At 72.9% G+C, this 22,905-nt stretch carries 23 protein-coding genes; 12 read left to right on the top strand and 11 right to left on the bottom strand.

The features are described from left to right. From FJ658_RS01675 to eccD, 6 genes are all read right to left on the bottom strand, one after another. The coding region (locus tag FJ658_RS01675) for a hypothetical protein (protein ID WP_181408280.1) at positions 1–1,334 on the bottom strand (1,334 nt) is incomplete at its 3' end. Between the two features lie 45 nt (positions 1,335–1,379). Continuing rightward, the gene (locus FJ658_RS01670) at positions 1,380–1,712 is read right to left on the bottom strand and encodes a hypothetical protein (protein ID WP_141143626.1); all 333 of its coding nucleotides are present in this window, start codon (positions 1,710–1,712) and stop codon (positions 1,380–1,382) included. An 80-nt stretch (positions 1,713–1,792) separates the two neighbouring features. After that, positions 1,793–2,077, bottom strand: a complete 285-nt coding sequence (locus FJ658_RS01665) for a hypothetical protein (protein WP_141143625.1) — start codon at positions 2,075–2,077, stop codon at positions 1,793–1,795. Between the two features lie 26 nt (positions 2,078–2,103). Then, positions 2,104–2,397: a hypothetical protein gene (locus FJ658_RS01660; protein ID WP_141143624.1), complete on the bottom strand. Its 294-nt coding sequence runs from the start codon at positions 2,395–2,397 to the stop codon at positions 2,104–2,106. Between the two features lie 87 nt (positions 2,398–2,484). Next, positions 2,485–3,798: a type VII secretion protein EccB gene (gene eccB, locus FJ658_RS01655; RefSeq protein ID WP_141143623.1), complete on the bottom strand. Its 1,314-nt coding sequence runs from the start codon at positions 3,796–3,798 to the stop codon at positions 2,485–2,487. A gap of 52 nt (positions 3,799–3,850) precedes the next feature. Next, the gene (gene eccD, locus FJ658_RS01650) at positions 3,851–5,341 is read right to left on the bottom strand and encodes a type VII secretion integral membrane protein EccD (protein ID WP_181408279.1); all 1,491 of its coding nucleotides are present in this window, start codon (positions 5,339–5,341) and stop codon (positions 3,851–3,853) included. A 196-nt stretch (positions 5,342–5,537) separates the two neighbouring features. Here eccD and eccCa point away from each other — a divergent pair, with 196 nt between their 5' ends. From eccCa to FJ658_RS01635, 3 genes are all read left to right on the top strand, one after another. After that, positions 5,538–9,563 (top strand): type VII secretion protein EccCa, encoded by a 4,026-nt coding sequence (eccCa, locus tag FJ658_RS01645; protein WP_141143621.1) that lies wholly within the window; start codon positions 5,538–5,540, stop codon positions 9,561–9,563. Between the two features lie 266 nt (positions 9,564–9,829). Next, the gene (locus FJ658_RS01640) at positions 9,830–11,035 is read left to right on the top strand and encodes a S8 family serine peptidase (protein ID WP_181408278.1); all 1,206 of its coding nucleotides are present in this window, start codon (positions 9,830–9,832) and stop codon (positions 11,033–11,035) included. A 50-nt stretch (positions 11,036–11,085) separates the two neighbouring features. After that, positions 11,086–11,211, top strand: a complete 126-nt coding sequence (locus tag FJ658_RS01635) for an SDR family oxidoreductase (protein ID WP_370454743.1) — start codon at positions 11,086–11,088, stop codon at positions 11,209–11,211. A 147-nt stretch (positions 11,212–11,358) separates the two neighbouring features. On the opposite strand, the gene FJ658_RS01630 is transcribed toward FJ658_RS01635, so the two are convergent. Beyond that, the gene (locus FJ658_RS01630) at positions 11,359–12,273 is read right to left on the bottom strand and encodes a siderophore-interacting protein (protein ID WP_141143619.1); all 915 of its coding nucleotides are present in this window, start codon (positions 12,271–12,273) and stop codon (positions 11,359–11,361) included. 252 nt (positions 12,274–12,525) lie between these two features. Then, positions 12,526–12,810, bottom strand: coding sequence for a hypothetical protein (locus FJ658_RS01625; RefSeq protein WP_141143618.1), 285 nt, complete (start codon positions 12,808–12,810; stop codon positions 12,526–12,528). Positions 12,811–12,922: 112 nt separating this feature from the next. Between FJ658_RS01625 and FJ658_RS01620 the strand changes: the two genes are divergently transcribed. Beyond that, positions 12,923–13,171 carry a hypothetical protein gene (locus FJ658_RS01620; RefSeq protein WP_141143617.1) on the top strand — a complete coding sequence of 83 codons (249 nt, stop codon included), beginning with the start codon at positions 12,923–12,925 and terminating at the stop codon, positions 13,169–13,171. A 59-nt stretch (positions 13,172–13,230) separates the two neighbouring features. Here the strand turns inward: FJ658_RS01620 and FJ658_RS01615 are convergent, their stop codons facing one another. Then, the gene (locus FJ658_RS01615) at positions 13,231–13,608 is read right to left on the bottom strand and encodes a DUF2255 family protein (protein WP_141143616.1); all 378 of its coding nucleotides are present in this window, start codon (positions 13,606–13,608) and stop codon (positions 13,231–13,233) included. A 37-nt stretch (positions 13,609–13,645) separates the two neighbouring features. Further along, entirely contained in the window at positions 13,646–14,821 is a 1,176-nt protein-coding gene (locus FJ658_RS01610; RefSeq protein WP_255447497.1) for a YeiH family protein, read from the bottom strand. Between the two features lie 380 nt (positions 14,822–15,201). On the opposite strand from FJ658_RS01610, the gene FJ658_RS01605 reads away from it, so the two are divergent. The 8 genes from FJ658_RS01605 (at position 15,202) to FJ658_RS16720 (ending at position 22,349) form a co-directional block, all read left to right on the top strand. Continuing rightward, complete coding sequence (locus FJ658_RS01605) at positions 15,202–16,083, top strand: ABC transporter permease (RefSeq protein WP_141143614.1); 882 nt, start codon at positions 15,202–15,204, stop codon at positions 16,081–16,083. Next, entirely contained in the window at positions 16,083–16,871 is a 789-nt protein-coding gene (locus FJ658_RS01600) for an ABC transporter permease (protein ID WP_141143613.1), read from the top strand. The genes FJ658_RS01605 and FJ658_RS01600 overlap by 1 nt, the downstream gene beginning before the upstream one ends. A gap of 177 nt (positions 16,872–17,048) precedes the next feature. Continuing rightward, positions 17,049–18,113, top strand: coding sequence for a PotD/PotF family extracellular solute-binding protein (locus FJ658_RS01595; protein ID WP_141143612.1), 1,065 nt, complete (start codon positions 17,049–17,051; stop codon positions 18,111–18,113). A gap of 42 nt (positions 18,114–18,155) precedes the next feature. Next, entirely contained in the window at positions 18,156–19,268 is a 1,113-nt protein-coding gene (locus tag FJ658_RS01590) for an ABC transporter ATP-binding protein (protein WP_141143611.1), read from the top strand. Continuing rightward, on the top strand, positions 19,265–20,116 hold the full coding sequence (locus FJ658_RS01585) for a carbon-nitrogen hydrolase family protein (protein ID WP_255447496.1): 852 nt from the start codon (positions 19,265–19,267) through the stop codon (positions 20,114–20,116). Before FJ658_RS01590 ends, FJ658_RS01585 begins: the two co-directional genes overlap by 4 nt. Next, positions 20,113–20,790: an RraA family protein gene (locus FJ658_RS01580; RefSeq protein ID WP_141143610.1), complete on the top strand. Its 678-nt coding sequence runs from the start codon at positions 20,113–20,115 to the stop codon at positions 20,788–20,790. The genes FJ658_RS01585 and FJ658_RS01580 overlap by 4 nt, the downstream gene beginning before the upstream one ends. 25 nt (positions 20,791–20,815) lie before the next feature. Then, positions 20,816–21,637, top strand: a complete 822-nt coding sequence (locus FJ658_RS01575; RefSeq protein WP_141143609.1) for a 3-keto-5-aminohexanoate cleavage protein — start codon at positions 20,816–20,818, stop codon at positions 21,635–21,637. Between the two features lie 220 nt (positions 21,638–21,857). Further along, positions 21,858–22,349: an Lrp/AsnC family transcriptional regulator gene (locus FJ658_RS16720; protein WP_255447495.1), complete on the top strand. Its 492-nt coding sequence runs from the start codon at positions 21,858–21,860 to the stop codon at positions 22,347–22,349. Between the two features lie 31 nt (positions 22,350–22,380). Here the strand turns inward: FJ658_RS16720 and FJ658_RS01565 are convergent, their stop codons facing one another. Then, on the bottom strand, positions 22,381–22,884 hold the full coding sequence (locus tag FJ658_RS01565) for an Lrp/AsnC family transcriptional regulator (RefSeq protein ID WP_141143607.1): 504 nt from the start codon (positions 22,882–22,884) through the stop codon (positions 22,381–22,383). Positions 22,885–22,905: the final 21 nt, after the last annotated feature.

Raw genomic sequence — 22,905 nt, 5'->3', positions numbered from 1 at the left:
CCGCCGGCGCCGGAGCCGCCGAAGTCGCCCCCGCCGGCACCGCTGCCGCCGAAGTCCCCTCCGCCCGCGCCGTCGCCCCCGGGTCCGTCGCCGAACACGTCATCGCCGTCGCCGCTCACGCCGTCGCCGCCAGGGCCGTCTCCGCCGACTCCGTCGCCGCCGATGTCATCCCCGCCGGGGCCGTCGTCGCCGAAGATGTCGTCCCAGTCGGGGCCGTCGCCTCCGCCGCCGATGTCATCCCCGCCGATGTCGTCGCCGCCGGTGTAGTCGGCCGAGGTGTCTTCGGGGGCGACCGTCGGGTCCTGCATGTTCTTGAAGGTGCGCAGCGAGGTGCGCATCGCCGTCTCGAGCGTCTGCTGCGCCGTGAACACCTCGCCGGCGGCCTTCGCCATGACGTCGCGCACCGACTGCGAGATGGCCCGGTTGATCATGCCGAACGTCGAGGTGCTGCGCAGGTCGCCGCTCGCGCTCGTGAAGCCCTCGGGCGCCATGCCGCCGCGATCGCCCCAGGTGTAGGCGCCCATCACCTGCTTCGCGTGCTCGATCGACATGCCGTTGCGGCCCGATTTGGCGGCACGCCACTTCGCGTCCTCGGCCTCGATGTACTTGTAGATGTCCATCATCACGGCGGCCTTCGCCTGGCCCGCCGTGTCGGCGATCGCCGTGCTGTGCGCGTTCCAGGTGCTCTCGACCGACGACATGAAGGTGCGCACCGCGGTCGCGACCTCCTGCAGCCGGGTCGCGACGCCGCCGTCGTCGGTGAGCTGGCGGTGCATCGCCTCGAGCGACTTCTGCTGGGAGGTGAGCTGCGCGAGCAGCGCGGCGGCCGCCGAGCCGCGGATCGACGAGTCCTCGGCGCCGAGCGACGTCGCGAGCGCCGTGATGTCCTGCACGTTGTTGCCGGTCACCTGGTTGAAGTTCGCGAAGAGAGCGGATGCGGTCTCCGAGCGCCGCGCGCTGAGCCCCGGCATGTTGTCGGAGGTGACCTTGCCGATGTTGCCGACGAGCAGCTTGAACGCGTCGTTGAACTGCTGGGCGGGCTCCGGGTTGTTGATGAGCTCGAAGATCCGCTCGTCTTCTTCGTAGTGGAAGTAGCCGTAGTACAGGTTCGGCGACCAGTCGTCACGGCCCGGGCCTCCCGGGGTCCCGGTGACCCATCCGGTCGTGCCGTCCTGCAGGGTGTCGAGCACTCCGGCCACGCCGCTGTCCTCGACGCCCGTCACGAGGGCGAGCAGCGCCTCGAGTCCCATGTCGCCGGTGGCGGTCGATCCACCCGACGAACCCCCTGCGCCGTCGGCGCCGTGCGAGCCCTCGTTCGTCTCGTCGTCGGCCATGATGCCTTCCTGGTCGCAGGGGGTTCGTTCGGATGGGAGGGGTCGTCAGGCCTGGGCGTCGGACGTGCTCAGGTCGTCGGTCTCCTCGAAGAGCTTCTCGGCCTTCTCCAGCTGGTCCTGGTACTCGGGAAGCGTCTTCTCGGTGAAGGTGTCGGTGAAGGTGCGCACCTGGCCGGCGAGCGCCGAGACGTCGTTGCCGACCTGCACGGCGACCTCCCAGCGCGCCTCGGTGGGCTGCGCCCGGAGGTCGGAGCCGATGGAGTAGCCGTCTTTTCCGTAGAGCGCGTCGTCGTTCGTCGTGGCGACGTTCGAGACCAGCGCCTGCACCTTCTTGTACTGCTCGCGGTCGAATGCGACGCGCGTTCCCTCATCTGCCATGGGGGCTCTCCTCTCTGGAGTCTCGAGCGAGACCGCGGGATGCCCGCCGCACGGAGGGCGGGGCGGGCATCCCGTCGGGCTCAGCTGAAGACGGCCGCGCCTCGCACGTCGCCGTCGTAGAACTCCTCGCGCACGCGCACGGCGGCGTTCTTGATGTTGAGGCCGGCCTGCTGCACCTCCTGGTACTCGCTGTTCCAGCGCTGCTGCAGCTCGCCCCACACCGGCAGCGAACGACCCCACTGGGCCTCGCCCATCGGCCGGATGGTGTCGTAGATGTTCTGCAGGATCTGCTCCACCTCCTGGCAGGAGCTGTTGAGCGAGCTGTTGGCCACCTCGAACTGGACGAGGTCGACGTTGAACGACATGTCGTTTCCTTTCGTGGAGTGGGGGATCAGGCCGCGGCGCTCGACGCGGTCGAGTCGTCGGTGTTGGTGCGCTGCGAGAGCAGCGTCTGGACCTGGGTGTTGAGGATGTCGAGCTTGTTCTTGATGTCGCTGTACTCGCTCTGCCACTCGGTGAGGCGCTGGCGGAGCACGGTGCCCGCCTGGGCCTGGGCGGCCGAGGCGATGGTCTGGGTGGCGTCCTCGACGCGGCCGCGGGCGGCCTCCATCGCGGAGACCTGCTCCATCGTGCGGCTGATGATCTGTCGAAGCGTGTCCGCCTCGAAACCGGTGAGCTGTGCCATGAGATTTCTCCTTAGGTGTGGCGTTCTCAGGGTCGAGAGAGGTCAGGGTCGGGGGGATGTGGAATGCGGGGTCAGGGCGCTCCTCTCCTATTTCGCGATCGTGGGCCCCGTCGGCAGCAGCGCGAGCAGCGCGGCCGGCACGGCGGGGGAGCTGGAGGCATCGAGCCCGAGGGCGGATGCGGTGTCGGTGTCGGCGACGGGGTACTTGGTGCCGTCGTCGGACACGAGGTAGAGGCCGGCGCCGCGCACGCCGGGGGCGGCGGCGGTGGAGGCGAGCAGCCCGGCGCCCGGCGACACCGTGGCGGTGTCGGCCGCGTCGGCGACGGAGGCGGCGTCGACCGTGGCGATCGTCGTCGCGCCGTCGGCCCACACGGAGCAGGGCGCGAGGTCGGCGCCGATCGAGGTCGGCGGCGTCGCCGGCAGCTCGTCCTGCCAGGCGGCGGCCTCGGTGATCTGCGTGGCGACGAGGTCGCGGGTCGCGAGGCTGCGGGGCTTCGGCAGGTCGTGGTCCTGCTCGGCCGCGAGCAGCGCGGCGACGAGCTCGGTGACGGGCATGAGCCCCGACTCGGTGACGACGTAGCGGCCGCCCTCGCCCTTGGCCTCGATGAGCTGCCCCAGCGTCGTCGGCTTGCCGCCGATCGTCGGGCCGGCGCCGCCGAGCGTGAGCTCGGAGAGGTCGATGTCGCGCCCGCTGGGGATCGTGTCGAGCCACGCGTCGTCGACGTCCACCGCCGCGCTCGGCTCGAATCCGAGCGCGCGAGCCGCCCACGGCCCGGCGAGGCGGGACCGCGTGCCGTCGTGGACGAGCGTGAGCTCGTCGGCGGCGGCGGCGGCGTCGGCGTCGGCGTCGTCGTCGGCGGGCGCGCGCACGAGCACGGCCTCGCCGTCGCCGATCGGGGTCGCGTCGGTCGCGCCGCCGATCGCGAGGGTCGTGCCGCCGTCGGCCGCGCAGGCCGACCACACGGGAGCCCCGGACTGCGGCGCGGGCAGCTCGTCGGGCAGGCCCTCCACGCCGACGGGGGCGCCGCGGGGCACCGAGGCGAGGTCGTCGCTCGACACCTGGATGACGGCGGGCGGAGCACCGACGAGCAGCGCCGCGGAGGTGAGGTTCATCACCGGGTGCAGCGTGTCGTCGATGAGCAGGTAGCGGCTGCCGGTGGCCTTGTCGACGAGCAGCGCGCCCGCCTGGTCGCGCCAGGCGTCGTTCGTCGTGAAGAGGAAGATGTTGAGCACGACCACGACGACCATCGCGCCGGCGGCGACGGCGATGCCGATGGCCATGCCGGTCGCGGTGCGCCGCAGCGGGCGGTCGGGCGCGTCGGGGTCGGAGCGGAGCACCGCAGCCGAGAGGCGTCCGCGCAGGAAGAGGTGCGCATCCACGAGATCACGGCGTCCGTACATGTCGTTCCTCCTCCCCTTTCATCTCGACCACGACGGCACCGCCGTGGATGGTTCACACGAGATCGGCGATCCACTCGTAGAGGCCGACGACCGCGAGCACGAGGGCGGGGATCGCGATGGCGCAGCACCAGTGCAGGACGTCGCCGGCGCGGCCCCAGGTGGGCGCGAGACGCCCCCGCGGCAGCAGCAGCGCGGCGACGCACGCGTTGGCGGCGGCGACGACGAGCACGGCGGCGATGAGGATCTGCCACAGCGTGTCGAGCCGGGATGCGAGCGCGAGCGCCAGCACCACGATCGGCAGCGTCGCGGCCACCAGCACGGCGCCGCGCTGCAGCGTGGCGTGCAGCTCGCGCGCCTGCAGCAGCGCGCCGACGCTCGCGGCGCCGACGAGCGCCATCGACGCCCAGCCCGAGTCGAGCGCGAGCACGCTGATCGCCGCGCACAGCACGACGGCCCAGGCCGCCCAGAGCGCCGTCGCGGTCTGGTGCGCGACGGTCGCCTTGCGCTCGACCTCGTCGGCGGGCACGGCGTCGAGTCCGGCCTGGAACTCCTTCGGCGACAGCGGCACGGGATCGACGCTCAGCCCGCCGATCCAGGCGGCGAGCACGGGGATGGCGCGCGCCACGGCGAGCGCGAGCAGCACGACGATCGCCGCGCCCGCGACGAGCGGGAGCCGCAGCAGGAGCGGCACGACGAGCCCGAGCACGACCACGATGGCCGCGCCGGCGGTCGCGAGCAGGTTCGGGCGGATGCCGCCGCGCGCGTAGGCGGCGGCGCCGGCCGCGACGCCGGTCGCGGCGGCCCCCACGGCCGCGGCGGCGAGCGGGGTCGAGCCCGCGCCCGAGAACAGCGCCGCGGGCGTGGTCGCCCCGGCGACCGCGGCGCCGACCACGCCGGTGCCGATGAGCAGCGAGCCGATCGCCGCATCCCAGAGCCGGCTCACGAGGGCGCCCGCGGCGAGCAGCAGCAGCGCCAGCGACCCGGCGACGATGGGCGCGGCCGGTCCGGCCGTGCCGGCGACGGCGACCGCGACCAGGCAGGCGAGCGTGCCGGCGGTGAGCGCCGCCCGGCGCGTCCACACGGCGCTCCACGAGTCGTCGCGGGCGTCGAGCACCGACTGCACGCCGTCGACCAGATCGTCGTACTGCGCCTGGGCGAGCGCGCCGTTGCGCGGGCGCAGGTAGAGCACGTCGCCGTCGAGCAGGCCCGCCGCCGCCGTGCCGCGGTCCTCGTCGAGCGGCGGATGCCCGAGCCGCTGCAGCACCCAGCCGCCGTGGTCGAGTCCGCGCGTGGCGAGCACCGGGTCGAGGTGGCCGACGATCGTCGGCAGCAGCTCGACGATCGGGATGTGCGAGGGTACGGCGAGCTCGACGCGCGACGTCGGGCCCACCACGCTCAGCCGGCACATGTCTCCCGCGCCGGCCGCGGCCGCGACGGAGGGCTCCACGGCCCGGCTCTGCCCCGGAGCCTGGCTCGGGCCGGACTGTCCCTGGCTCGGGCCGACGGGGCGGCCGGGCTGGCTGCGCTGTTCGAGCGTCGTCATGCCCAGCACACGCGCGACCGCATCCACGGGGTTCACCGACGCCGATCGGTCGACGATCTCGCGGCCGCTCCCGCCGCATCCGCCCGGCACCCGCACGGCCGATCCCGCGAGGAAGTGAACCGCGGGAGGGGGTGCCGCGCGTGGACCAGATGACACCGTCGCACCGAGCGGCGCCGTCCCATCGAGGAGAGCCGAGATGAGCACGATCCCGTTCCGCAGGCAGCAGCGCGAGAAGCCGCCGGAGATGCCTGCCGGAGACATCGAGCTTCAGGAGCCGCCGTCGCTGCCCGAGCTGCAGCCGAAGGATCCGCTGATGATGCTCATGATGGTGCCGATGATGCTCATCAGCGGCGTCATGATGCTCGTCTTCCTCGGCCAGCGGAACCCGGCGCTCGCCGTCGGCCTGTTCCTCGGCATGCTCGGTCTCGCGATCCTCATGGTGCTCGTGCAGCTCTCGCGCGCCGCGGCCGAGCGCCGCAACACCGTGCGCGGCGACCGCCGCGACTTCATGCGCTACCTCGGGCAGGTGCGCAGCCGGGTGCGCGGCGCGGCCGCCCGGCAGCGCGCATCCCTCACCTGGCGTCACCCCGACCCCGCCTCGCTCGCGAACGTCGCGATGACCGGACGGCTCTGGGAGCGGCGCGGCAGCCACGGCGACTTCGGCGAGGTGCGCATCGGCACCGGATCGCACAGCCTCAGCCAGCGCATCACGCCGCTGTCGACCAAGCCGATCGCCGACCTCGAGCCGCTCTCGGCCCGCGCGCTGCGCCGCTTCATCGCCGTGCACGGCTCGGTGCCCGACCTGCCCGTGTCGCTGTTCCTGCGCCGGCTCGCCGACATCCGCCTGATGGGCGACGAGGATGCGGCGCGGGCGATGGTGCGCGCGATGGTCGCGCAGGCGGTCACCGCGCACGCCCCCGACGAGCTGCGCATCGCCGTCTGCACGACGCCGGAGCGCGCCGCCGACTGGGACTGGGTGAAGTGGCTGCCGCACGCGCAGCACCCGAGCCTGCAGGACGGCGCGGGCTCGACGCGGCTGTTCGGCGTCGACGTGCCGGGCTTCATCGAGATGCTCGACGGCGAGCTGAACAGCCGGTCGCGCTTCGAGCCGGGCGCCGCGCCGACCGCCGACGAGCCGTACCACCTGGTCGTGTTCGACGGCGTCGCGCCGCCCACGGGGTCGCGCATCGCGTCGGCGGGATACCGCTGCGCGACGACGCTGAGCCTCGGCATCGAGGTCGACGAGTCCGACACCTCCGGGCTGCTGCTCGACGTGCATCCCGAGGTCGTGCACATCGTGCGCACCGACCGCACCGAGGGCGTGCAGCGCACCGCGATGTGCGCGCCCGACCGCCTCAGCGTGGCCGCGGCGACCGCGCTCGTGCGGGTCATCGCGCCCTATCGCGTCGGCAGCCGCTCGGCGGATGCGAGCGAGCCGATGGTCTCCGACTTCGAGCTGCCGACGCTGCTCGGCATCGACGACGTCGACCAGTGGTCGCCCGAGGGATTCCTGCGCGAGGAGCTCGACCGGTCGCGCCTGCGCATCCCCCTCGGCGTCGACGAGCGCGGGCATCCCGTCGCCCTCGACATCAAGGAGGCGGCGCAGGGCGGCATGGGGCCGCACGGCCTGCTCATCGGCGCCACCGGATCGGGCAAGAGCGAGCTGCTGCGCACGCTCGTGCTCGGCATGGCCATGACGCACTCCTCGGAGACGCTGAACTTCGTGCTCGTCGACTTCAAGGGCGGCGCGACGTTCCTGGGCCTCGACGAGCTGCCGCACGTGTCGGCGCTCATCACGAACCTCGCCGACGAGGCGACGCTCGTCACGCGCATGCAGGATGCGCTCGCCGGCGAGCTCAACCGCCGCCAGGAGTACCTGCGCGCGGCCGGCAACTACTCCTCGCTGCTCGAGCACGAGAAGGCGCGGCTCGCGGGGGCTCCGCTCGAGGCGATGCCCACCCTGTTCGTGATCGTCGACGAGTTCAGCGAGCTGCTCGCCTCCAACCCCGACTTCGCCGAGCTGTTCGTCATGATCGGCCGCCTCGGCCGCTCGCTGGGCGTGCACCTGCTGCTCGCATCCCAGCGCCTCGAAGACGGCCGCATGACGAAGCTCGAGAGCCACCTGTCGTACCGCATCGGCCTGCGCACCTTCTCGGCCATGGAGAGCCGCAGCGTCATCGGCGTGCCGGATGCGCACTCCCTGCCGAACGCTCCCGGCAACGGCTACCTGCGCAGCGACGTCGCCACCCTCACCCGATTCAAGGCCGCCTACGTGTCGGGCGCATACCGCCGCCGCACGCGCGAGCAGCGGCAGGAGGAGGTGCGCCAGCAGGTCGTGCTGTTCGGCGCGTCGCCGGTCGCGGCGCCCGCGGTCGACGACGCGGTCGCCGCCCTCGACGGCTCCGCCGTCGCGCCCGCGCCGATCGCCGAGAGCTCGAGTGCGGGCGCAGGTGCTGGTGCGGGCACGGGCGGCGCCGGCTCCGGCGCCGACTCCACCGTGATGGGCATGATCGTCGACAAGCTCGTCGGCTTCGGCCCGCCCGCGCACCAGGTGTGGCTGCCGCCGCTCGGCGCGCCGCCCACGCTCGACCAGCTGCTGCCGCCGCTGCTGCCCGACCCCGACCGCGGTCTGCACGCCATCGGCTGGACCGGCTCGGGCCACCTCAGCGTGCCGATCGGCGTCGTCGACAAGCCCTACGAGCAGACGCGCGAGCTCTACGAGATCGACCTCGCGGGCGCCGGCGGCAACGTCGGCGTGGCCGGCGGACCGCAGTCGGGCAAGACGGCGCTGCTGCGCACGATGGTGAGCGCGCTCGCGCTCACCCACACGCCGGCCGAGGTTCAGTTCTACTGCATCGACTTCGGCGGCGGCGGGCTCTCGACGCTCGAGGGGCTGCCGCACGTCGGCGGCGTCGCCACGCGGCGTCAGGGCGAGCAGGTGGCGCGCACGATCGCCGAGGTGCGCACGCTGCTGCGCGAGCGCGAGCAGCTGTTCACCGACGAGTCGCTCGAGGGCATGGCCGAGTACCGGGCCCGCCGTGCGGCCGGCGAGCTCGCCGAGCAGCAGTTCGGCGACGTCTTCCTCGTGGTCGACGGCTGGTCGGCGCTGCGCGCGGAGTTCGAGGAGCACGACCTCGCCCTGCGCGAGCTCGCCCGCCAGGGCCTCGCCTACGGCGTGCACGTGATGATCTCGACGAGCCGCTGGACCGACGTGCACAGCTCGCTGCGCGACCAGCTCGGCACGCGCGTCGAGCTCAAGCTCGGCGACCCGATCGACTCGGTGCACGGCATGCGCAAGGCCGCGACGGTTCCGCAGCTGCCCGGTCGCGGCATCACGGCCGAGGGCATGCACTTCCTCGCCGGCGTGCCCCGCATCGACGGCGCGACCACGATCGAGGGCCTCGCTACCGCATCCCGCGACCTGGGCGAGGCGGTGCTCGAGGCCTGGAGCGGTCCCGTGGCCCCGGCGGTGCGGATGCTTCCCGCCGTGCTCGACGCCGCGCTGCTGCCCGCACCGACCGCACCCGGTCCGCGCATCGCGCTGGGCCACGGCGAGCAGGACCTCGAGCCCGTGTGGCACGACTTCGCCGCCCGCCCGCATCTCAGCATCGTCGGCGACTCCGCGAGCGGAAAGACGGGAGCACTGCGGCTGCTCGCCAGCGGCGTCGTCGCCGCGCACGGCCCCGACGCGGCGCGCATCACCGTGATCGACCCGCGCCGCGGCGTCGTCGAGTCGGTGCCCGACGAGTACCAGTTCGCCACGGCGTTCTCGACGTCGGCGACCGAGCAGGTCGTCGCCAAGCTCGTGGCCGAGCTGCGCGAGCGGGTGCCGAGCGCCGACATCACGCCGGCGCAGCTGCGGCGCCGCGACTGGTGGAGCGGTCCCGAGCACTTCGTGTTCGTCGACGACTACGACCTGCTGCTGGGCACGATGGGCGGCCCGCTCACGCCGCTCGTCGAGCTCATCCCGCAGGCCGGCGACATCGGCCTGCACCTGATCCTGGCCCGCGCGGGCGCGGGGTCGAGCAGAACGGCGATGGATGCGGTGATCCGCCGCCTGCACGAGTCGAACACGCCCGAGCTCACCCTGTCGCTGCCCGCGTCGGAGCCGCTCACGTTCACCCCGGGGCGCGGCAAGCCGCTGCCTCCCGGCCGCGCGTCGCTGCTCACGCGCCGCGGCGGCGCCGGGCTGCAGATCGGCTGGACGGAGCCGCCCGAATGAGCGCGGAGCTCGGAGCGCGCGCGCGGGGGCTGGTGCGTCCGGCGGCGGCCGTGTCGTCGCCGATCGAGTCGGCATCCGTCGCGGCGGTCGGCGTCGCGCCGGGCACTGGCACGCAACCCATTGAACTTCACCAGCGTCTCGCCGGGGTCGAGGGGAGCGATCCCGGCGAGCGACCCGCGCTGCTGGCCCGGCCGGCTCGGCTGGCCCGGCCCGCGCGGAACGCGCGCCCGACGCGGGCCCGTCGCGGCCGGCGTCGGGCGTCGCGCGTGCCGGCTGTCCAGGGTGTCTCGCACGCACGACGTCGCCTGTCGGCGGCGTCGGCCCTGATCGTGGCCGCGAGCCTGCTCTTCTCGGCCGCGGCGGCGACCTTCACGGCGACGCCCGCGGCCGCCGCATCCTGCGCCGCCTCGGCCGGCTCGCCGGTGATCGCCGAGGAGTCGTGGGGGCAGCAGCGCATGGGCGCCGAGCGGGCCTGGCCGCGCACGACCGGTGACGTCGTCGTGGCCGTGATCGACACGGGCGTCAGCGCGAACGCCGCGTCGCTGCAGGGCGCCGTGCTGCCGGGGACCGACCTCGCGGGCGGCTCCGGTGACGCCGACTGCTACGGCCGCGGGACCTTCATCGGCTCGCTCATCGCCGGCCGCGCCGTCGAGGGGACCGAGTTCGTCGGCCTCGCGCCCGGCGCGACGATCCTGCCGGTGCGCGTGACGAACGACCCGGCCGACTACGCGCTCGCCAGCCGGCTTCCCGGCCTGCTCGCCCAGGGCATCCAGTCGGCCGTCGCCGGCGGCGCCCGGGTGATCGCGATCCCGCTCACCTCGGCGACGAGCTCGCCCGAGCTCGAGCAGGCCGTGCAGGCGGCGACCGCCGCCGACGTGCTGGTCGTCGCGGCGGCGAGCGCGCCGACGACCGACGCCCTCGCCTTCCCCGCCTCGATCGACGGCGTGCTGTCGGTCGCCCCGCTCGACGAGAAGGGCGGCGCCGCCTCGTCGGAGCTCGGCGCCGTGCCCGATCTCGCGGCGCCCTCCGGCGGACTCGTGGGCGCGGTGCCCGACGGCGCCGGGCACGTGACGGGCGACGAGGCCGACCTCGCCGTCGCCTACGCGGCAGGCGCCGCGGCGCTCGTGCGCGCCGAGTTCCCCTCCCTCACGGCGAGCGAGGTCGGCCAGCGGCTCATGGACACCGCCGACCCGTCGACCGCGCCGCTGTCGAAGGGGATGGAGGCCGATCCGTCGATCGGACACGGCGTCGTCGACCCCGTCGCCGCCGTCTCGCGTCTCGACCCGAAGGGCGTCGCGACCGCGTCGGGCGAGACGCCGACGCTCGTGGTGCCGCCCGCGCCCGACGAGCGCCCGTCGGATCTCGCGTTCATGATCGGCATGGGGCTCGTGGCCCTCGTCGCCGCGACCCTCGGGCCGCTGCTCGGCATCGTGACGGTGCGCCGCCGCCGGGAGGCCGCCGCGCGCGCCTGACCCGGCCTCGGGCCTCACACCGCGTTCTCACGACGTGAGATGCCCGCTCGATCCTGCTCGGGCGCGTCAGCGTCCCCGACGACGTGGCGAAGCTCGTCTCGTTCCTCGCCTCACCCGACTCGGACTACGTCACCGGCCAGACCTACCTGGTGGATGGCGGCATCCAGTTCTCGTGATCGCCTGACGGCGGGCGCGGGGCCGCTCGCCTCCGGCGTGCGCGGTTTCGGATGCGGACCGACCTCGAGCTGCATGCAGGCTCGATCAGGTCCTCCATCCGCAACCGCGTACGCGGGCGACGGCTCCGCACGGGCGCCGCGCCGGCATCAGCCCTCGAAGATCTGGCCGATCGGCTCGCGCTTCTCCGCCTGGAACGCGTCTTCGGCGCGGCCGAGCGCCCAGTACGCCGACAGCGACAGCAGCGACCGGTCGACGCCCCACTCGCCGTTGATCAGGCGGCGCAGCTCCTTCATCGCGCCGCGCTCGCCGTGGGCGAAGACCTCGACCGGTCCGGTCGGCGCGGGCAGGGCGCGAGCCGCGGCGACGAGCGGCAGGCCGGCGGTCGCCGTCGCGCCGTCGTCGCCCGCACCGGCGCGGTGCAGCCAGCGCAGGTCGATGCCCTCGGGATGGGCGAGCTCGAGCTCCTCGGCGGCCGACTCGACCTCGATGATCGCGACGCCCTGAGCGCCCGCCGGCATCGCCTCCAGCGCCGCGGCGATCGCCGGGATCGCGGAGTCGTCTCCGAGCAGCAGGCGCGGCAGCGTCACGTCGTCGCTCGGCGCGAACGCTCCGCCCGGAACCGAGGCCGAGATCGCGTCGCCCGCTTGCGCCGCCTGCGCCCACGGCCCGGCCACGCCTTCGTCCCCGTGCACGACGAAGTCGATCGCGAGGGTCGAGGCCGCCGCATCCACGTCGCGGATCGTGTAGGTGCGGCGCGAGGGCAGATCCTCCAGCGGAACGGTCTCGCGCAGCACCTCGAGGTCGTAGGGCGCCGTCAGTCCCACCTCGCGCCGCGCGAACAGCACCTTCGCGTAGGTGTCGGTGGCGGCCAGGCGATCGGGGTCGGCGGCCGCGATCCAGGCGGCGACCCCCTCGCCGGCGAAGTGCACGCGCAGCAGGTGCGGCGTCAGCTGCTCGGTGCGCTGCACCACGAGGGCGTACTGCGTGCCGGGGCGGCGCGGGGCGGGCGCGGCCGCGGGGGTGCTCACGGGGGCGGCGGGGTTCGGGGGAGTGGAGCTCATCGGATGCGTGTCTTCCGGTTCGGTTCGGCCTCGCTCGCGCGGCTCGCTCGTGCTCGGCCCGGTTCGACTCCGGGTGGATGCGATGGGTCGCGCGGTAAGGATGCCCTTACATCCTCGCGCGTCCGCCGGTGCGCTCGCTGAGTCGCGCCGCATCCCGGTCCGGCCGAGATGTCGCAGATGCACGGGACACGCCGCGCGAGCGTGACACTTCCGACACGTCGACGCGCGCCCGGCGCCGGGGCCCGTCGGTGTCTAGTCGGAGCGCGATCCGTGGAAGCGCGTCACGCGCGGGCGCAGCACCCGGATCACGATCCCGGCGCCGAGCAGCGCGCCGCCGACGGCGTAGGCGACGGGCGAGAGCGACTGCACGGATCCGAACGCGACGAGCGGGCTCGTCGCCGGCGAGGCCACGTCGAGGAGTGCGCCGACGAGGTAGTTGACGGCGAAGTTCAGCAGGTAGCCGACCCCGATCGTCGCGATCCCGGCGATCATCAGCCGTCGTGCGGTGCGCGCCGTCGCGCTCTCGAGCTCCGTCATGATCCCCCTCGGATGTCGCTGACATCCTCTCGCGTTCGGGTGAACGGCGGGCGCCGGGATGCGATCATCGGCTCAGTCCGCCCGGTGATGCGGGCGAGACGAGGAGGCGGTCATGGCGCGGACTCCTCGGCAGCGCGCACGACTCGGCGGCGGACTCGTCGTCGCCGGAGTGGTGATGATCGGGGTCGCGATCCTGATCCTCGCGGTCGTCGGGCCCGACAGCACCGGCCGCATCGGGGGCTCGCCGCCACTGCTCGTCGTCGGCGGCGCTGCCGTGATCGTGGTGGGCGTCGGGCAGCTGGCCGTCGCGGGCATCGCGGCAGCGATCTCTCGGCGACGCGGCGGCAGCACCGAGCGCTGAAAGCTGGCGGTTGCGGGCGGCCCGCACGACTCGGCGGTTCCGCACCGCCCGGGATGCGCCTACCGCGGGTCGAGCCGCAGGCCGACGCCGTGCACCGCGGGCCCGACCATCCCGCCGACGATGCTCGAATAGCGGGCGTACTTCGACCGGTAGGCGTCGTCGATCGCCGAGTTGACCGCATCCGACTCGTCGACGTGGGCGAAGGCGACGTCGTACTCGGTCGACCCGACGCGAATGCGTCCGGTGCCCGAGGCGAGCGCGCGACGGTACCAGCCGTTGCCGCTGCCGTAGGCCGACCGCACGAACAGCTCGTCGCCCGCGCGCACCGCCCAGATCGTGATGAAGGGACGCAGCGAGCCGTCGGGGCGCTGCGACGAGATGTCGAGCTCGTCATCGGCGTCGATCGCGGCGAGCTGATCAGAGGTCCACGTGGTCATGCGCCGATCCTCCTCCTCGCGCCCGCATAGCGCTGAGTCAGAGTGCGCCCGTGACCCACATGATGCCGAGGCTCGTGAGGGTGACGAGCAGCCAGAGCAGTCCGCCGAGCGCGAGAGGGCGCCAGCCCGAGCGGCGGATCGCGGCGACGTCGGTCGAGAGCCCGATCGCGCTGAGCGCCATCGCGATGAGGAACACGGATGCGGTGCTCAGCGCCGGCTTCGCCTCGGCCGGGATGACGCCGAGCGACGAGACGATCGCCACCAGCACGAAGCCGATCAGGAACCACGGGATGAGCTTGAGCACGCCGAGCGGCGTCAGTCGCGGGCGTGCGGGCACCGCATCCGGCCGCGAGAGATCCCGCGGGTGGCCAGGAATGCTCGCCGTCGACGGCGTGTCGCGAGCATTCGTGGCCACCCTCGACCCCTCGAAGTCGGGATCGCCGGCCGCGTCGCCCACGCCACCCGCAGCCCCGTCGGCGAGCACCGTCTTCCGCCGCCCGACCAGCACCGCCAGGCCGATCGTGATGGGGATGATCATGAGCGTGCGCACGAGCTTCACGACCACGGCGAAGTTCATCGCGCCGGCGCCGTAGACGGCGGCGGTCGCGACGACCGACGAGGTGTCGTTGACGGCGGTGCCGGCGAAGAGTCCGAAGGCGTGCTCCGACATCCCGAGCGCGTGCCCGATGACCGGGAAGACGATCACGGCGCTGATGTTGAACAGGAAGATCGTCGAGACCGCATAGGCGACCTCGGCGCTGACGGCCCCGATCACGGGCGAGACGGCCGCGATGGCCGAGGCGCCGCAGATGCCGGTGCCGACGCCGATCAGGGTGCGCAGATCGCCGACGACGCCGAGCGCGCGGCCGATCAGCCAGGCGCCGAGCAGGCAGATCGCGAGCGTTCCGAGCATGACCGGCAGCGATTCGAGTCCGACCGCCGCGATCTGCGCGAGCGAGAGCTGGGCGCCGAGCAGCACGACCGCGACCTGCAGCAGCCGCTTCGAGGTGAACTGGATGCCCGGCTTCAGCCGCGCTCCCGGCTTGCGGATCAGCGCGATCACCACGCCGATCACGATCCCCGGAACCGCGCTGCCCACGAGCGGCACCACGGAGCCGATCGCCGTCGCGACGCCCGCGATCACGAGGCAGACGAGGATGCCGGGGGCCAGCGACAGCACACGCTGCGGAATCGAGAGGGGGGCGTCGGGCACGGCTCCACCCTGCCGCAGAACCCCCGCATCCCGCACCGCCGCGCCCGCCCGCGCCTGCCCGCGCGGCTCGCCGCGGCCCTGCCCCGCGTCCCCGAGTGGACGGATCGGTCCTCCCGTGTCCGTGCCGCACACTCGATCCGAGGGGATGTCGGCGTCTGCGAAATGCGCAAGCACGTAACCGCACGGCCACGCGATTCGAGGGAATCCGTCGAATCGACGTGCTGCGACGCGGAGCACCATTGACCCCACACCGCACCGACCCCGGTTGCGGCGCCGGAACGAACACCCGGTACCGAACCGGGGCCGCGCATCCCGCACCACAGCACCACCTGCACCGCTCCACCCCGCCCGAACCGCGACACCGAGATCAGGAGGCCACGATGGCGAACACCCGCCGCGACAGCGTGACCGGCGCGCTGATGATGGTCCCGGCCTCGATCGTGATCCTGCTGCTCGTCGTCGTGCCGATGGTGATCATCGCCCGCGACAGCTTCGCCATCAGCGACCCGCTCGGCGGCAACCTGGGCGGCTTCACGCTCGACAACTACGCCAAGCTGCTCGACCCGGTCTACGGCAAGACGATCGGCTACAGCCTCGGCATGGCCGTGCTCAACGCGATCGTCTGCACGATCGTCGGCTACGTCGTCGCCTACTACATCGCGACCCGGCCGGCCCGCCGCCAGCCGGTGCTGCTGCTGCTCGTGATCATCCCGTTCCTCACCGACTTCCTGGTGCGCACCTTCTCGTGGATCACGCTGCTCGGCTCGGGCGGCCCGATCATCGGCATCGCGAAGGCGCTCGGCATCCCGGCGACGTCGCTCGTGCCCTCGCAGACGGCCGTCGTGCTGTCGCTGCTCTACGCCTTCCTGCCCGTCGCGGTGTTCCCGATCTACGCGTCGATGCGGGCGATCGACCCGTCGCTGCGCGAGGCGGCCGCCGACCTCGGCGCCGGCTGGTGGCAGACCCACGCCCGCGTCTTCGTGCCGCTGAGCGCGTCGGGCCTCGCCTCGTCGGTCATGCTCACCTTCGTTCCGACGCTGGGCGTGTTCGTCATCCCGGTGCTGCTGGGCGGCGGCAAGGACCCGCTGGTCGGCAACCTGATCGTGACCCTGTTCACCGAGTTCCGCAACGAGCCGCTCGGCGCCGCGCTGTCGATGGTCGTGCTCGTGCTGATGCTCGCCTCGGTCGCGCTCGCCGGCCTGGTCACCCGCCTCGTCAGCCGGGGCGCCCGACGCTCCGCACGATCGGAGAGGAGCGCCTGATGGATCGCGTCGTCGCCTGGTTCTCGCGCCTGATCTTCGTCTTCCTCTACCTGCCGATCGTCGCGCTGGTCGTCTACTCGCTCAACGCCTCCGAGGTCAGCTACCGCTGGGAGGGCGTGAGCCTGCGCTGGTACGTCGAGCTGTTCGCCGACCGGCTGCTGCTCGAGACGCTGCGCACGAGCCTCATCGTCGGCCTCGTGTCGGCGCTGCTCGCCACGGCGCTCGGCTTCCTCAGCTCGACCGCGCTCGTGCGCTTCCGGGTGAAGGGGCGCGGCGTGTTCCTCGGCGCGATCCTGATCCCGCTGATCGTGCCCGAGATCGTGCTCGGCGTCTCGCTGCTGACCGTGTTCAGCACGGCCGGCATCCCGACCGGGTTCGTGACGCTGATCCTCGGCCACACGGTCATCACGCTGCCGCTGGCGACTCTCGTGCAGATGGGCGCGATGAGCTCGCTCGACCCGAGCCTGCCCGAGGCGGCCGCCGACCTCGGCGCCGGCGCCTGGACGACGTTCCGCCGCGTGACCTTCCCGCTGCTGCGCCCGGCCGTGCTCGCCGCGTTCCTGCTCAGCTTCGCCACCTCGTTCGGCAACATCGTCATCTCGACCTTCACCTCCGGCGTCGGCACGACCACGCTGCCGCTGCGCATCTACAGCCAGCTCAAGAGCGGCCTGACCCCCGAGCTCAACGCGCTCGGAACGCTGCTCGTGCTGCTCACGCTCGCGATCATCCTCGTCGTCGGGGTCGGCCAGCTGCGCCGCATCCTCGCCGGCGGGCCCGCCTCGCAATAGCCCCGTGGATGCGCGCCCTCCGCCGACCGGAGCGTCGCGCATCCCACCCCAGACCAGCTCCACTCACGCAATCACCGCACCACAGCACCGCACCACCCGCACCGCCGCACCACATAGCCCCACCCAGCACCGCACCCGCACCGCCCCACCTGTCACCGTTCCTGAAGGGACACAGCAATGAAGAGCAAGGCCCTCGCCGCGGTCGGCGTCACCGTCGCCGCCGCCCTCGCGCTGACCGGCTGCTCCGCCGCCGGCGGATCGTCGTCGGGCGACAGCACGAAGCTGCACATCTACGCCTGGTCGGGCGAGATCCCCGACTCGGTCATCAAGGGATTCGAGAAGGAGACCGGCATCACGGTCACCGTCGACAACTTCGACAGCAACGAGACGATGATCTCGAAGCTCGCCGCCGGCAACTCGGGCTACGACATCGTCGAGCCCAGCCAGTACGCGGTTCCGCTCATGGTCGAGCGCGACCTGCTCGCCAAGGTCGACAAGTCGAAGCTCGACGGCTTCGACAACCTGGCCGAGAAGTTCGTCGACCCGTCGTTCGACCCCGACAACGGCTACAGCATCCCGTGGGCCTGGGGCACCACCGGCATCCTCTACAACGAGGCCTGCACCGGCGCGCCCGTGACGGGCTGGAAGGACCTCTGGAACGAGAAGTACAAGGGCAAGATCTACATGCTCGACAACATGCTGTCGGCCTACATCGGCGGCATGCAGGTCGAGGGCCTCAGCGCGACCTCGACCAAGAAGGCCGACATCGAGAAGGGCACGCAGGCCCTGCTCGACCAGAAGCCCCTGCTGGCCGGCTACAACAGCGACAACTACGCCGACCTGGTCGCCACCGGGGATGCCTGCATCGCCGAGGCCTACAGCGGCACCAGCTCGGCCAAGGCCGTCGCCGCCAACCCCGACGTGCACTACATCCTCCCCGAGGAGGGCGGCACGCTCTGGACCGACAGCTTCTCGATCGTCAAGGGCACCGCGAACGAGTCGGCCGCCTACAAGTGGCTGAACTACACGCTGCAGCCCGAGGTCGCCGCGCTGCTGACCGACGACGCGTCGCTCGCCAGCACGAACCAGGCCGCGCTCGAGCTGGTCAAGGACCAGACGCAGGTCACCAACCCGGCGATCTACGCCCCGGCCGACTCGCTCGACAACGCCGAGTTCATCGTCGACCCGGGCAAGGCGCTGGCCTACTACCAGGACGGCTGGACGCGCGTCCGCGCCTCCTGACCCGCCCACCACACTCCGCCCATTACCCCACCGGAGCAGCAGATGACCGAGACCCCGGCCCCCGTCGCCGTGCGACTGCGCGGCATCACCAAGACCTTCGGGTCGAACACGGTGGTGCAGCCGCTCGACCTCGACATCCGCGACGGCGAGTTCTTCAGCATCCTCGGACCCTCGGGATGCGGCAAGACGACCCTGATGCGCATGATCACCGGGTTCGAGACGCCGACCGACGGCTCGATCGAGCTCGACGGACGCAACGTCGACAAGGTCGCGACCCGCGACCGGGATCTGAACATGCTGTTCCAGAGCTACGCGCTCTTCCCGCACCTGTCCGTCTACGAGAACGTCGCCTTCGAGCTGCGCGTGCGTCGCACGCCGAAGGCCGAGCTCGACGGACGGGTGCGGGAGGCGCTGCAGCTCGTGCGCCTCGCCGACTTCGCCGAGCGCAAGCCCAGCGAGCTCAGCGGCGGCCAGCGTCAGCGCGTGGCGCTGGCGCGGGCCGTCGTCGGCCGCCCCGCGGTCGTGCTGCTCGACGAGCCGCTCGGCGCGCTCGATCAGAAGCTGCGCAAGGAGATGCAGTTCGAGCTCAAGCGCATGCAGCGCGAGGTCGGAATCACCTTCATCTACGTCACCCACGACCAGGAGGAGGCGCTGACGATGAGCGACCGCATCGCGGTCATGTCGGCCGGCCGCGTGCTCCAGGTCGCCTCGCCGATCGACATCTACGACGCGCCCGCGTCGCGCTTCGTCGCCGGCTTCATCGGCAGCTGCAACCTCATCCCGGCCCGCATGGAGGCCGGCAAGGCCATCTGCTCCGGCTTCGGGGCGGTGCCCGCCGACACCGTGGATGCGCAGGCCCGCGGCGTGCGCGACGGCGACGAGGTCGTCGTGGCCGTGCGCCCCGAGCGCATCACCCTGCACGCCGACCCCGCCCTGGCTCCCGCCGGAGCCGCTCGCGGCGTGCTGGCCGAGCGCGTGTTCCTCGGCGACGAGTGGACCGTGCACGTGTCGACGCAGGGCGCCGTGCTCACCGTCCAGGTGCCCTCGGGCGAGAACGGGGCCGCTCTGGCCGCGCTCGCCGACGGCGCCGAGGTGGCCGTCTCGTGGACCCCCGCGGCCGGCCGCATCCTGCCCGCCGAGGAGGCCGCGGCATGACCGCCAACCCGTCGCTGACCGTCGCCGTCGCGCAGCTCGCGCCGACCACCGACGCGGCTGCCAACCGCGATGCGATCGCCGCCCTCGTGGCCGACGCCGCCGCATCCACCGGGGCCGGCCTCGGCCGCCCTGCGCGCCTGGTCGTGCTGCCCGAGGAGGCCATGCTTCTCGCCGGCGAGCTCGACGACGCCGAGCGCGCCGAGATCGTCGCCCGCGAGTGGCCGCTGTTCCTCGCGCTGCTGTCGCGCCTCGCGACCGAGCACGAGACCTGGATCATCGCGGGCGGCTACGAGCCGAGCGGCGAGGCCCGCCCGCACAACAGCATCGCCGTCGTGAACCCGCGCGGCGAGCTCGTCGACGTGTACCGCAAGCTGCACCTCTACGACGCCTTCAGCTACCGCGAGAGCGACTACGTCAAGGGCGGCACCGAGCTGCCGCCGGTCGTGATGATCGAGGGCGTCGTCGTCGGACTCGTCAACTGCTACGACATCCGCTTCCCCGAGCTGGCGCGCGATCTGGTCTCGCGCGGCGCCGACGTGCTGGCCGTGTCGGCCGCGTGGGTCGCCGGTCCCCGCAAGGAGGACCATTGGACCACGCTCGTGCGGGCCCGCGCGATCGAGAACACCTGCTGGGTCGTCGCCGCCTCGACCAGCGCCGCCGACTGCGTCGGCACGAGCATGATCGTCGACCCGCTCGGCGTCGTGCGCGCTCAGCTGCCGCCCGCCGGCGACGAGATCGCCGTCGTCGACGTCACCCTCGACCGCATCGCCGAGGTGCGCGAGATCCTTCCCGCCCTCGCCAACCGCCGACTCGACACCCGGGTCGCCGTCCAGGAGTTCCAGCCGTGAGCCTCATCGTCGAACCCAACGGACCCGCCCTCGACCCCGAGCTGGTCGAGAAGCTGCAGCGCGTCTCGTTCCCCACCATCGGCCACTACCTCGAAGAGGGCTTCGCCGACCCCGGCATCCGCCGCCAGAGCGGCGTCGGCCGCGTCGTCGGCCGCGCCGTGACCCTGCGCCTCACCGGCCAGGACTCGACGCTGCTGCACCACGCCGCCGGCCACGCCCAGCCGGGCGACGTGTTCGTGATCGACACCGGCGGCGACCTGCGTCACGCGCCCGTCGGCGAGGTGCTCGCGGTCACGCTGCACGCCGCCGGCGCCGCGGGCGTCATCATCGACGGCGTCGCGACCGACATCGACGAGATCGAGCACACCGGCCTGCCGGTCTACGCGCGCGGACTCAGCGTGCTGACCACCAAGCTGCTGGGCCTGGATGCCGGCGGCATCAACATCCCCGTCAGCGTCGGCGGCGTCAGCGTGCAGCCCGGCGACGTCGTGCTGGCCGACCGCAACGGCGTGCTGTTCGGCAGCCCCGCCGTGATGGCCGGGATCATCGACACCGCCCTCGAGGACGACGCCGAGGAGCCCGCCTTCGTCGCCGAGGTGCTGACCGGCAAGCCGCTCGGCCAGGTGTCGGGCGCCAGCCAGACCGTGCTCGACCTGCTCGCCGCGCGAGCCTGACCCACCCTTCGATCGGACCCGCACCATGCTCATCAAGGCCGCCATCAACGGCGGGCGCTCGCGTGACGAGCACCCCGCCATCCCGCTGACCCCCGACGAGATCGCCGTCGCCGCCGCCGACGCGGTCGCCGCGGGCGCCGACGTCGTGCACGCCCACGCGCGCACCGCCGACGGGTCGCAGACCATCCACCCCGACGAGATCCGCCGCATGGTCGAGGCCGTGCGCCGCGGCGCCCCCGGCGTGATCGTCGGCACCACGACGGGCCTGTGGACCTGCTCCGGCCACGCCGAGCGCATGCAGCTGCTCGCCGCCTGGCCCGAGGATGCGCTGCCCGACTTCGCCAGCGTCGCCTTCTGCGAAGAGGGCGCCGCCGAGGCCGCCGAGCTCGTGCTCGAGCGCGGCATGGTGCTCGAGAGCGCCGTCTGGTCGATGGATGACGTACCCGCGCTGCTCGCCGCATCCACCCTGCACCAGAACGTGCGCGTGCTGATCGAGCCCGAAGACGAGGACGTGCAGGTCGCGATCGACCACGCCCGCCGCATCGCCGACGCCCTCCGCGCCGGCGGCGTGACGGCCCCGCTGCTCTACCACGGCTACGACGCGACGGCCTGGCCGCTCGTGCGCGCCGCGATCGACGACGGGCACGAGACCCGCGTCGGCTTCGAGGACATGCTCGGCCTCGACGGCGACGCCCCCGCCGCCGACACGGCCGAGATGGTGCGGCTTGCACGCGCGCTCGAGGCCGCCGGAGCAGGGCTCGTGGATGCGGGGCTCGCGTCCTCCGCCGGTTCCGCTGTGTCCTCGACCTCGCCAGCCGCCGCTCCCGACGCCGAGGCGCGCGTCTGAGTCGCGCCGCGGGGTCTCCCGACCGTCGCCTGGCCCGTGCAGGGTGCGGGGTGACCGCGGGCGCCGGCTGCGTGGTGGTGGCCGGCGCCCCATCCCTCTCGTCGCGGAGTCGGCCGTCGCATCCCGTGCTGTCGCGCTCGGGTTCGCCGTCGCGCTCGCGCCCGGGTCGCACCCGTTCTGGGCGGGTGACCCGGCGCATCCCGCGGGGGAGAATGTCGGTGTGAGCGCGGATCCGATCGACCGGAGGCTCGTCGAGCTGCTCGGCGAAGACGGCCGGCGCGCGTTCACCGAGATCGCGCAGCTGCTCGGCGTCTCGGAGGCGACCGTGCGCGCGCGGGTGCAGCGCCTCACGTCCGACGGAACCCTGCGCATCGTCGCCCTGTGCAACCCGCTCACGCTCGGACACCAGTCGGTGCGCCTGCTCATCACGGTGCGCAGCCTCACGCCGCGCAGCGTCGCCCGCTCGCTCACGAGCGTGCCGATGATCGGCCACGTCGCCCTCGTCGCCGGCGCCCACGACATCTACCTCGAGGCGACCCCGCGCGATCTCGGCCAGCTCGCCGACCTGCTCGACGACATCCGCCGCACGCCCGGCGTCGCGCGCATCGACCAGTACGTCATGACCCGGCTCTACAAGGACTACTCCTGGGGCGGCCTGCGCGACCAGTCGGGCGAGCGCGCGGTCGGCGGCTCGGGCCAGCCTGAGGCCTGAGCGCTCGCGCCTGCGTCGCGCAGGGTGCGGGCTATGCCCCCGCGGCGGGATGCGGTCGGGTCAGCCGGTTGATCGGCTCGCGGAAGCCGGCCCAGACGTACTCGTCCTTGAGCACCTCCATGACCGTCGCCGTCTCGATCGCCTCGATGCCCTGCACGCGGCGCACGGTCTCGGTCAGGAAGCGGCCGAGGTCGTCGCTGGTCTCGCAGCGCACATCCGCGATGAGGTCGAACGACCCGATGCAGGTGCCGACGTACTTGACCTCGGCGAAGCCGGAGAGGGTGCGGGCGACGCTCTCGGCGGTCGCGCCGCGCACCCGGATCGACAGGTGCGCCTCGACCCAGCCCATCCGCGTGGAGTTCGGCATGCCGACGACCTGCACGACGCCGAGCGACAGCAGTCGCTTGTAGCGGGCGCGCACGCTGCCCTCGGTGAGCCCGACGTAGCGGCCGATCTCGCCGAAGCTGCGGCGGCCGTCGAGGCGGAGCTGATCGATGATCTTGCGATCGATCACGTCGATGGCATCGAGCTCCATGCGCCGATTCTCCCACGCACG

Origin of the sequence: Schumannella sp. 10F1B-5-1 (assembly GCF_006517535.1) — a bacterium.
Taxonomy (GTDB): Bacteria; Actinomycetota; Actinomycetes; order Actinomycetales; family Microbacteriaceae; genus Schumannella.
The sequence above is the reverse complement of the archived record's forward strand: the minus strand, read 5'-3'. Positions and strand labels throughout refer to the sequence as shown.

What these genes read in the sequence shown, in the direction of transcription:
- FJ658_RS01670 (WP_141143626.1), bottom strand. Translation starts at nt 1,712, where the DNA reads ATGGCAGATGAGGGAACGCGCGTCGCATTCGACCGCGAGCAGTACAAG.
- FJ658_RS01575 (WP_141143609.1), top strand. Translation starts at nt 20,816, where the DNA reads ATGCTCATCAAGGCCGCCATCAACGGCGGGCGCTCGCGTGACGAGCAC.
- FJ658_RS01590 (WP_141143611.1), top strand. Translation starts at nt 18,156, where the DNA reads ATGACCGAGACCCCGGCCCCCGTCGCCGTGCGACTGCGCGGCATCACC.
- FJ658_RS01595 (WP_141143612.1), top strand. Translation starts at nt 17,049, where the DNA reads ATGAAGAGCAAGGCCCTCGCCGCGGTCGGCGTCACCGTCGCCGCCGCC.
- FJ658_RS01620 (WP_141143617.1), top strand. Translation starts at nt 12,923, where the DNA reads ATGGCGCGGACTCCTCGGCAGCGCGCACGACTCGGCGGCGGACTCGTC.
- FJ658_RS01585 (WP_255447496.1), top strand. Translation starts at nt 19,265, where the DNA reads ATGACCGCCAACCCGTCGCTGACCGTCGCCGTCGCGCAGCTCGCGCCG.
- FJ658_RS01600 (WP_141143613.1), top strand. Translation starts at nt 16,083, where the DNA reads ATGGATCGCGTCGTCGCCTGGTTCTCGCGCCTGATCTTCGTCTTCCTC.
- FJ658_RS01660 (WP_141143624.1), bottom strand. Translation starts at nt 2,397, where the DNA reads ATGGCACAGCTCACCGGTTTCGAGGCGGACACGCTTCGACAGATCATC.
- FJ658_RS01665 (WP_141143625.1), bottom strand. Translation starts at nt 2,077, where the DNA reads ATGTCGTTCAACGTCGACCTCGTCCAGTTCGAGGTGGCCAACAGCTCG.
- eccCa (WP_141143621.1), top strand. Translation starts at nt 5,538, where the DNA reads ATGAGCACGATCCCGTTCCGCAGGCAGCAGCGCGAGAAGCCGCCGGAG.
- FJ658_RS01615 (WP_141143616.1), bottom strand. Translation starts at nt 13,608, where the DNA reads ATGACCACGTGGACCTCTGATCAGCTCGCCGCGATCGACGCCGATGAC.
- eccD (WP_181408279.1), bottom strand. Translation starts at nt 5,341, where the DNA reads ATGACGACGCTCGAACAGCGCAGCCAGCCCGGCCGCCCCGTCGGCCCG.
- FJ658_RS01565 (WP_141143607.1), bottom strand. Translation starts at nt 22,884, where the DNA reads ATGGAGCTCGATGCCATCGACGTGATCGATCGCAAGATCATCGATCAG.
- FJ658_RS01605 (WP_141143614.1), top strand. Translation starts at nt 15,202, where the DNA reads ATGGCGAACACCCGCCGCGACAGCGTGACCGGCGCGCTGATGATGGTC.
- FJ658_RS01630 (WP_141143619.1), bottom strand. Translation starts at nt 12,273, where the DNA reads ATGAGCTCCACTCCCCCGAACCCCGCCGCCCCCGTGAGCACCCCCGCG.
- eccB (WP_141143623.1), bottom strand. Translation starts at nt 3,798, where the DNA reads ATGTACGGACGCCGTGATCTCGTGGATGCGCACCTCTTCCTGCGCGGA.
- FJ658_RS01625 (WP_141143618.1), bottom strand. Translation starts at nt 12,810, where the DNA reads ATGACGGAGCTCGAGAGCGCGACGGCGCGCACCGCACGACGGCTGATG.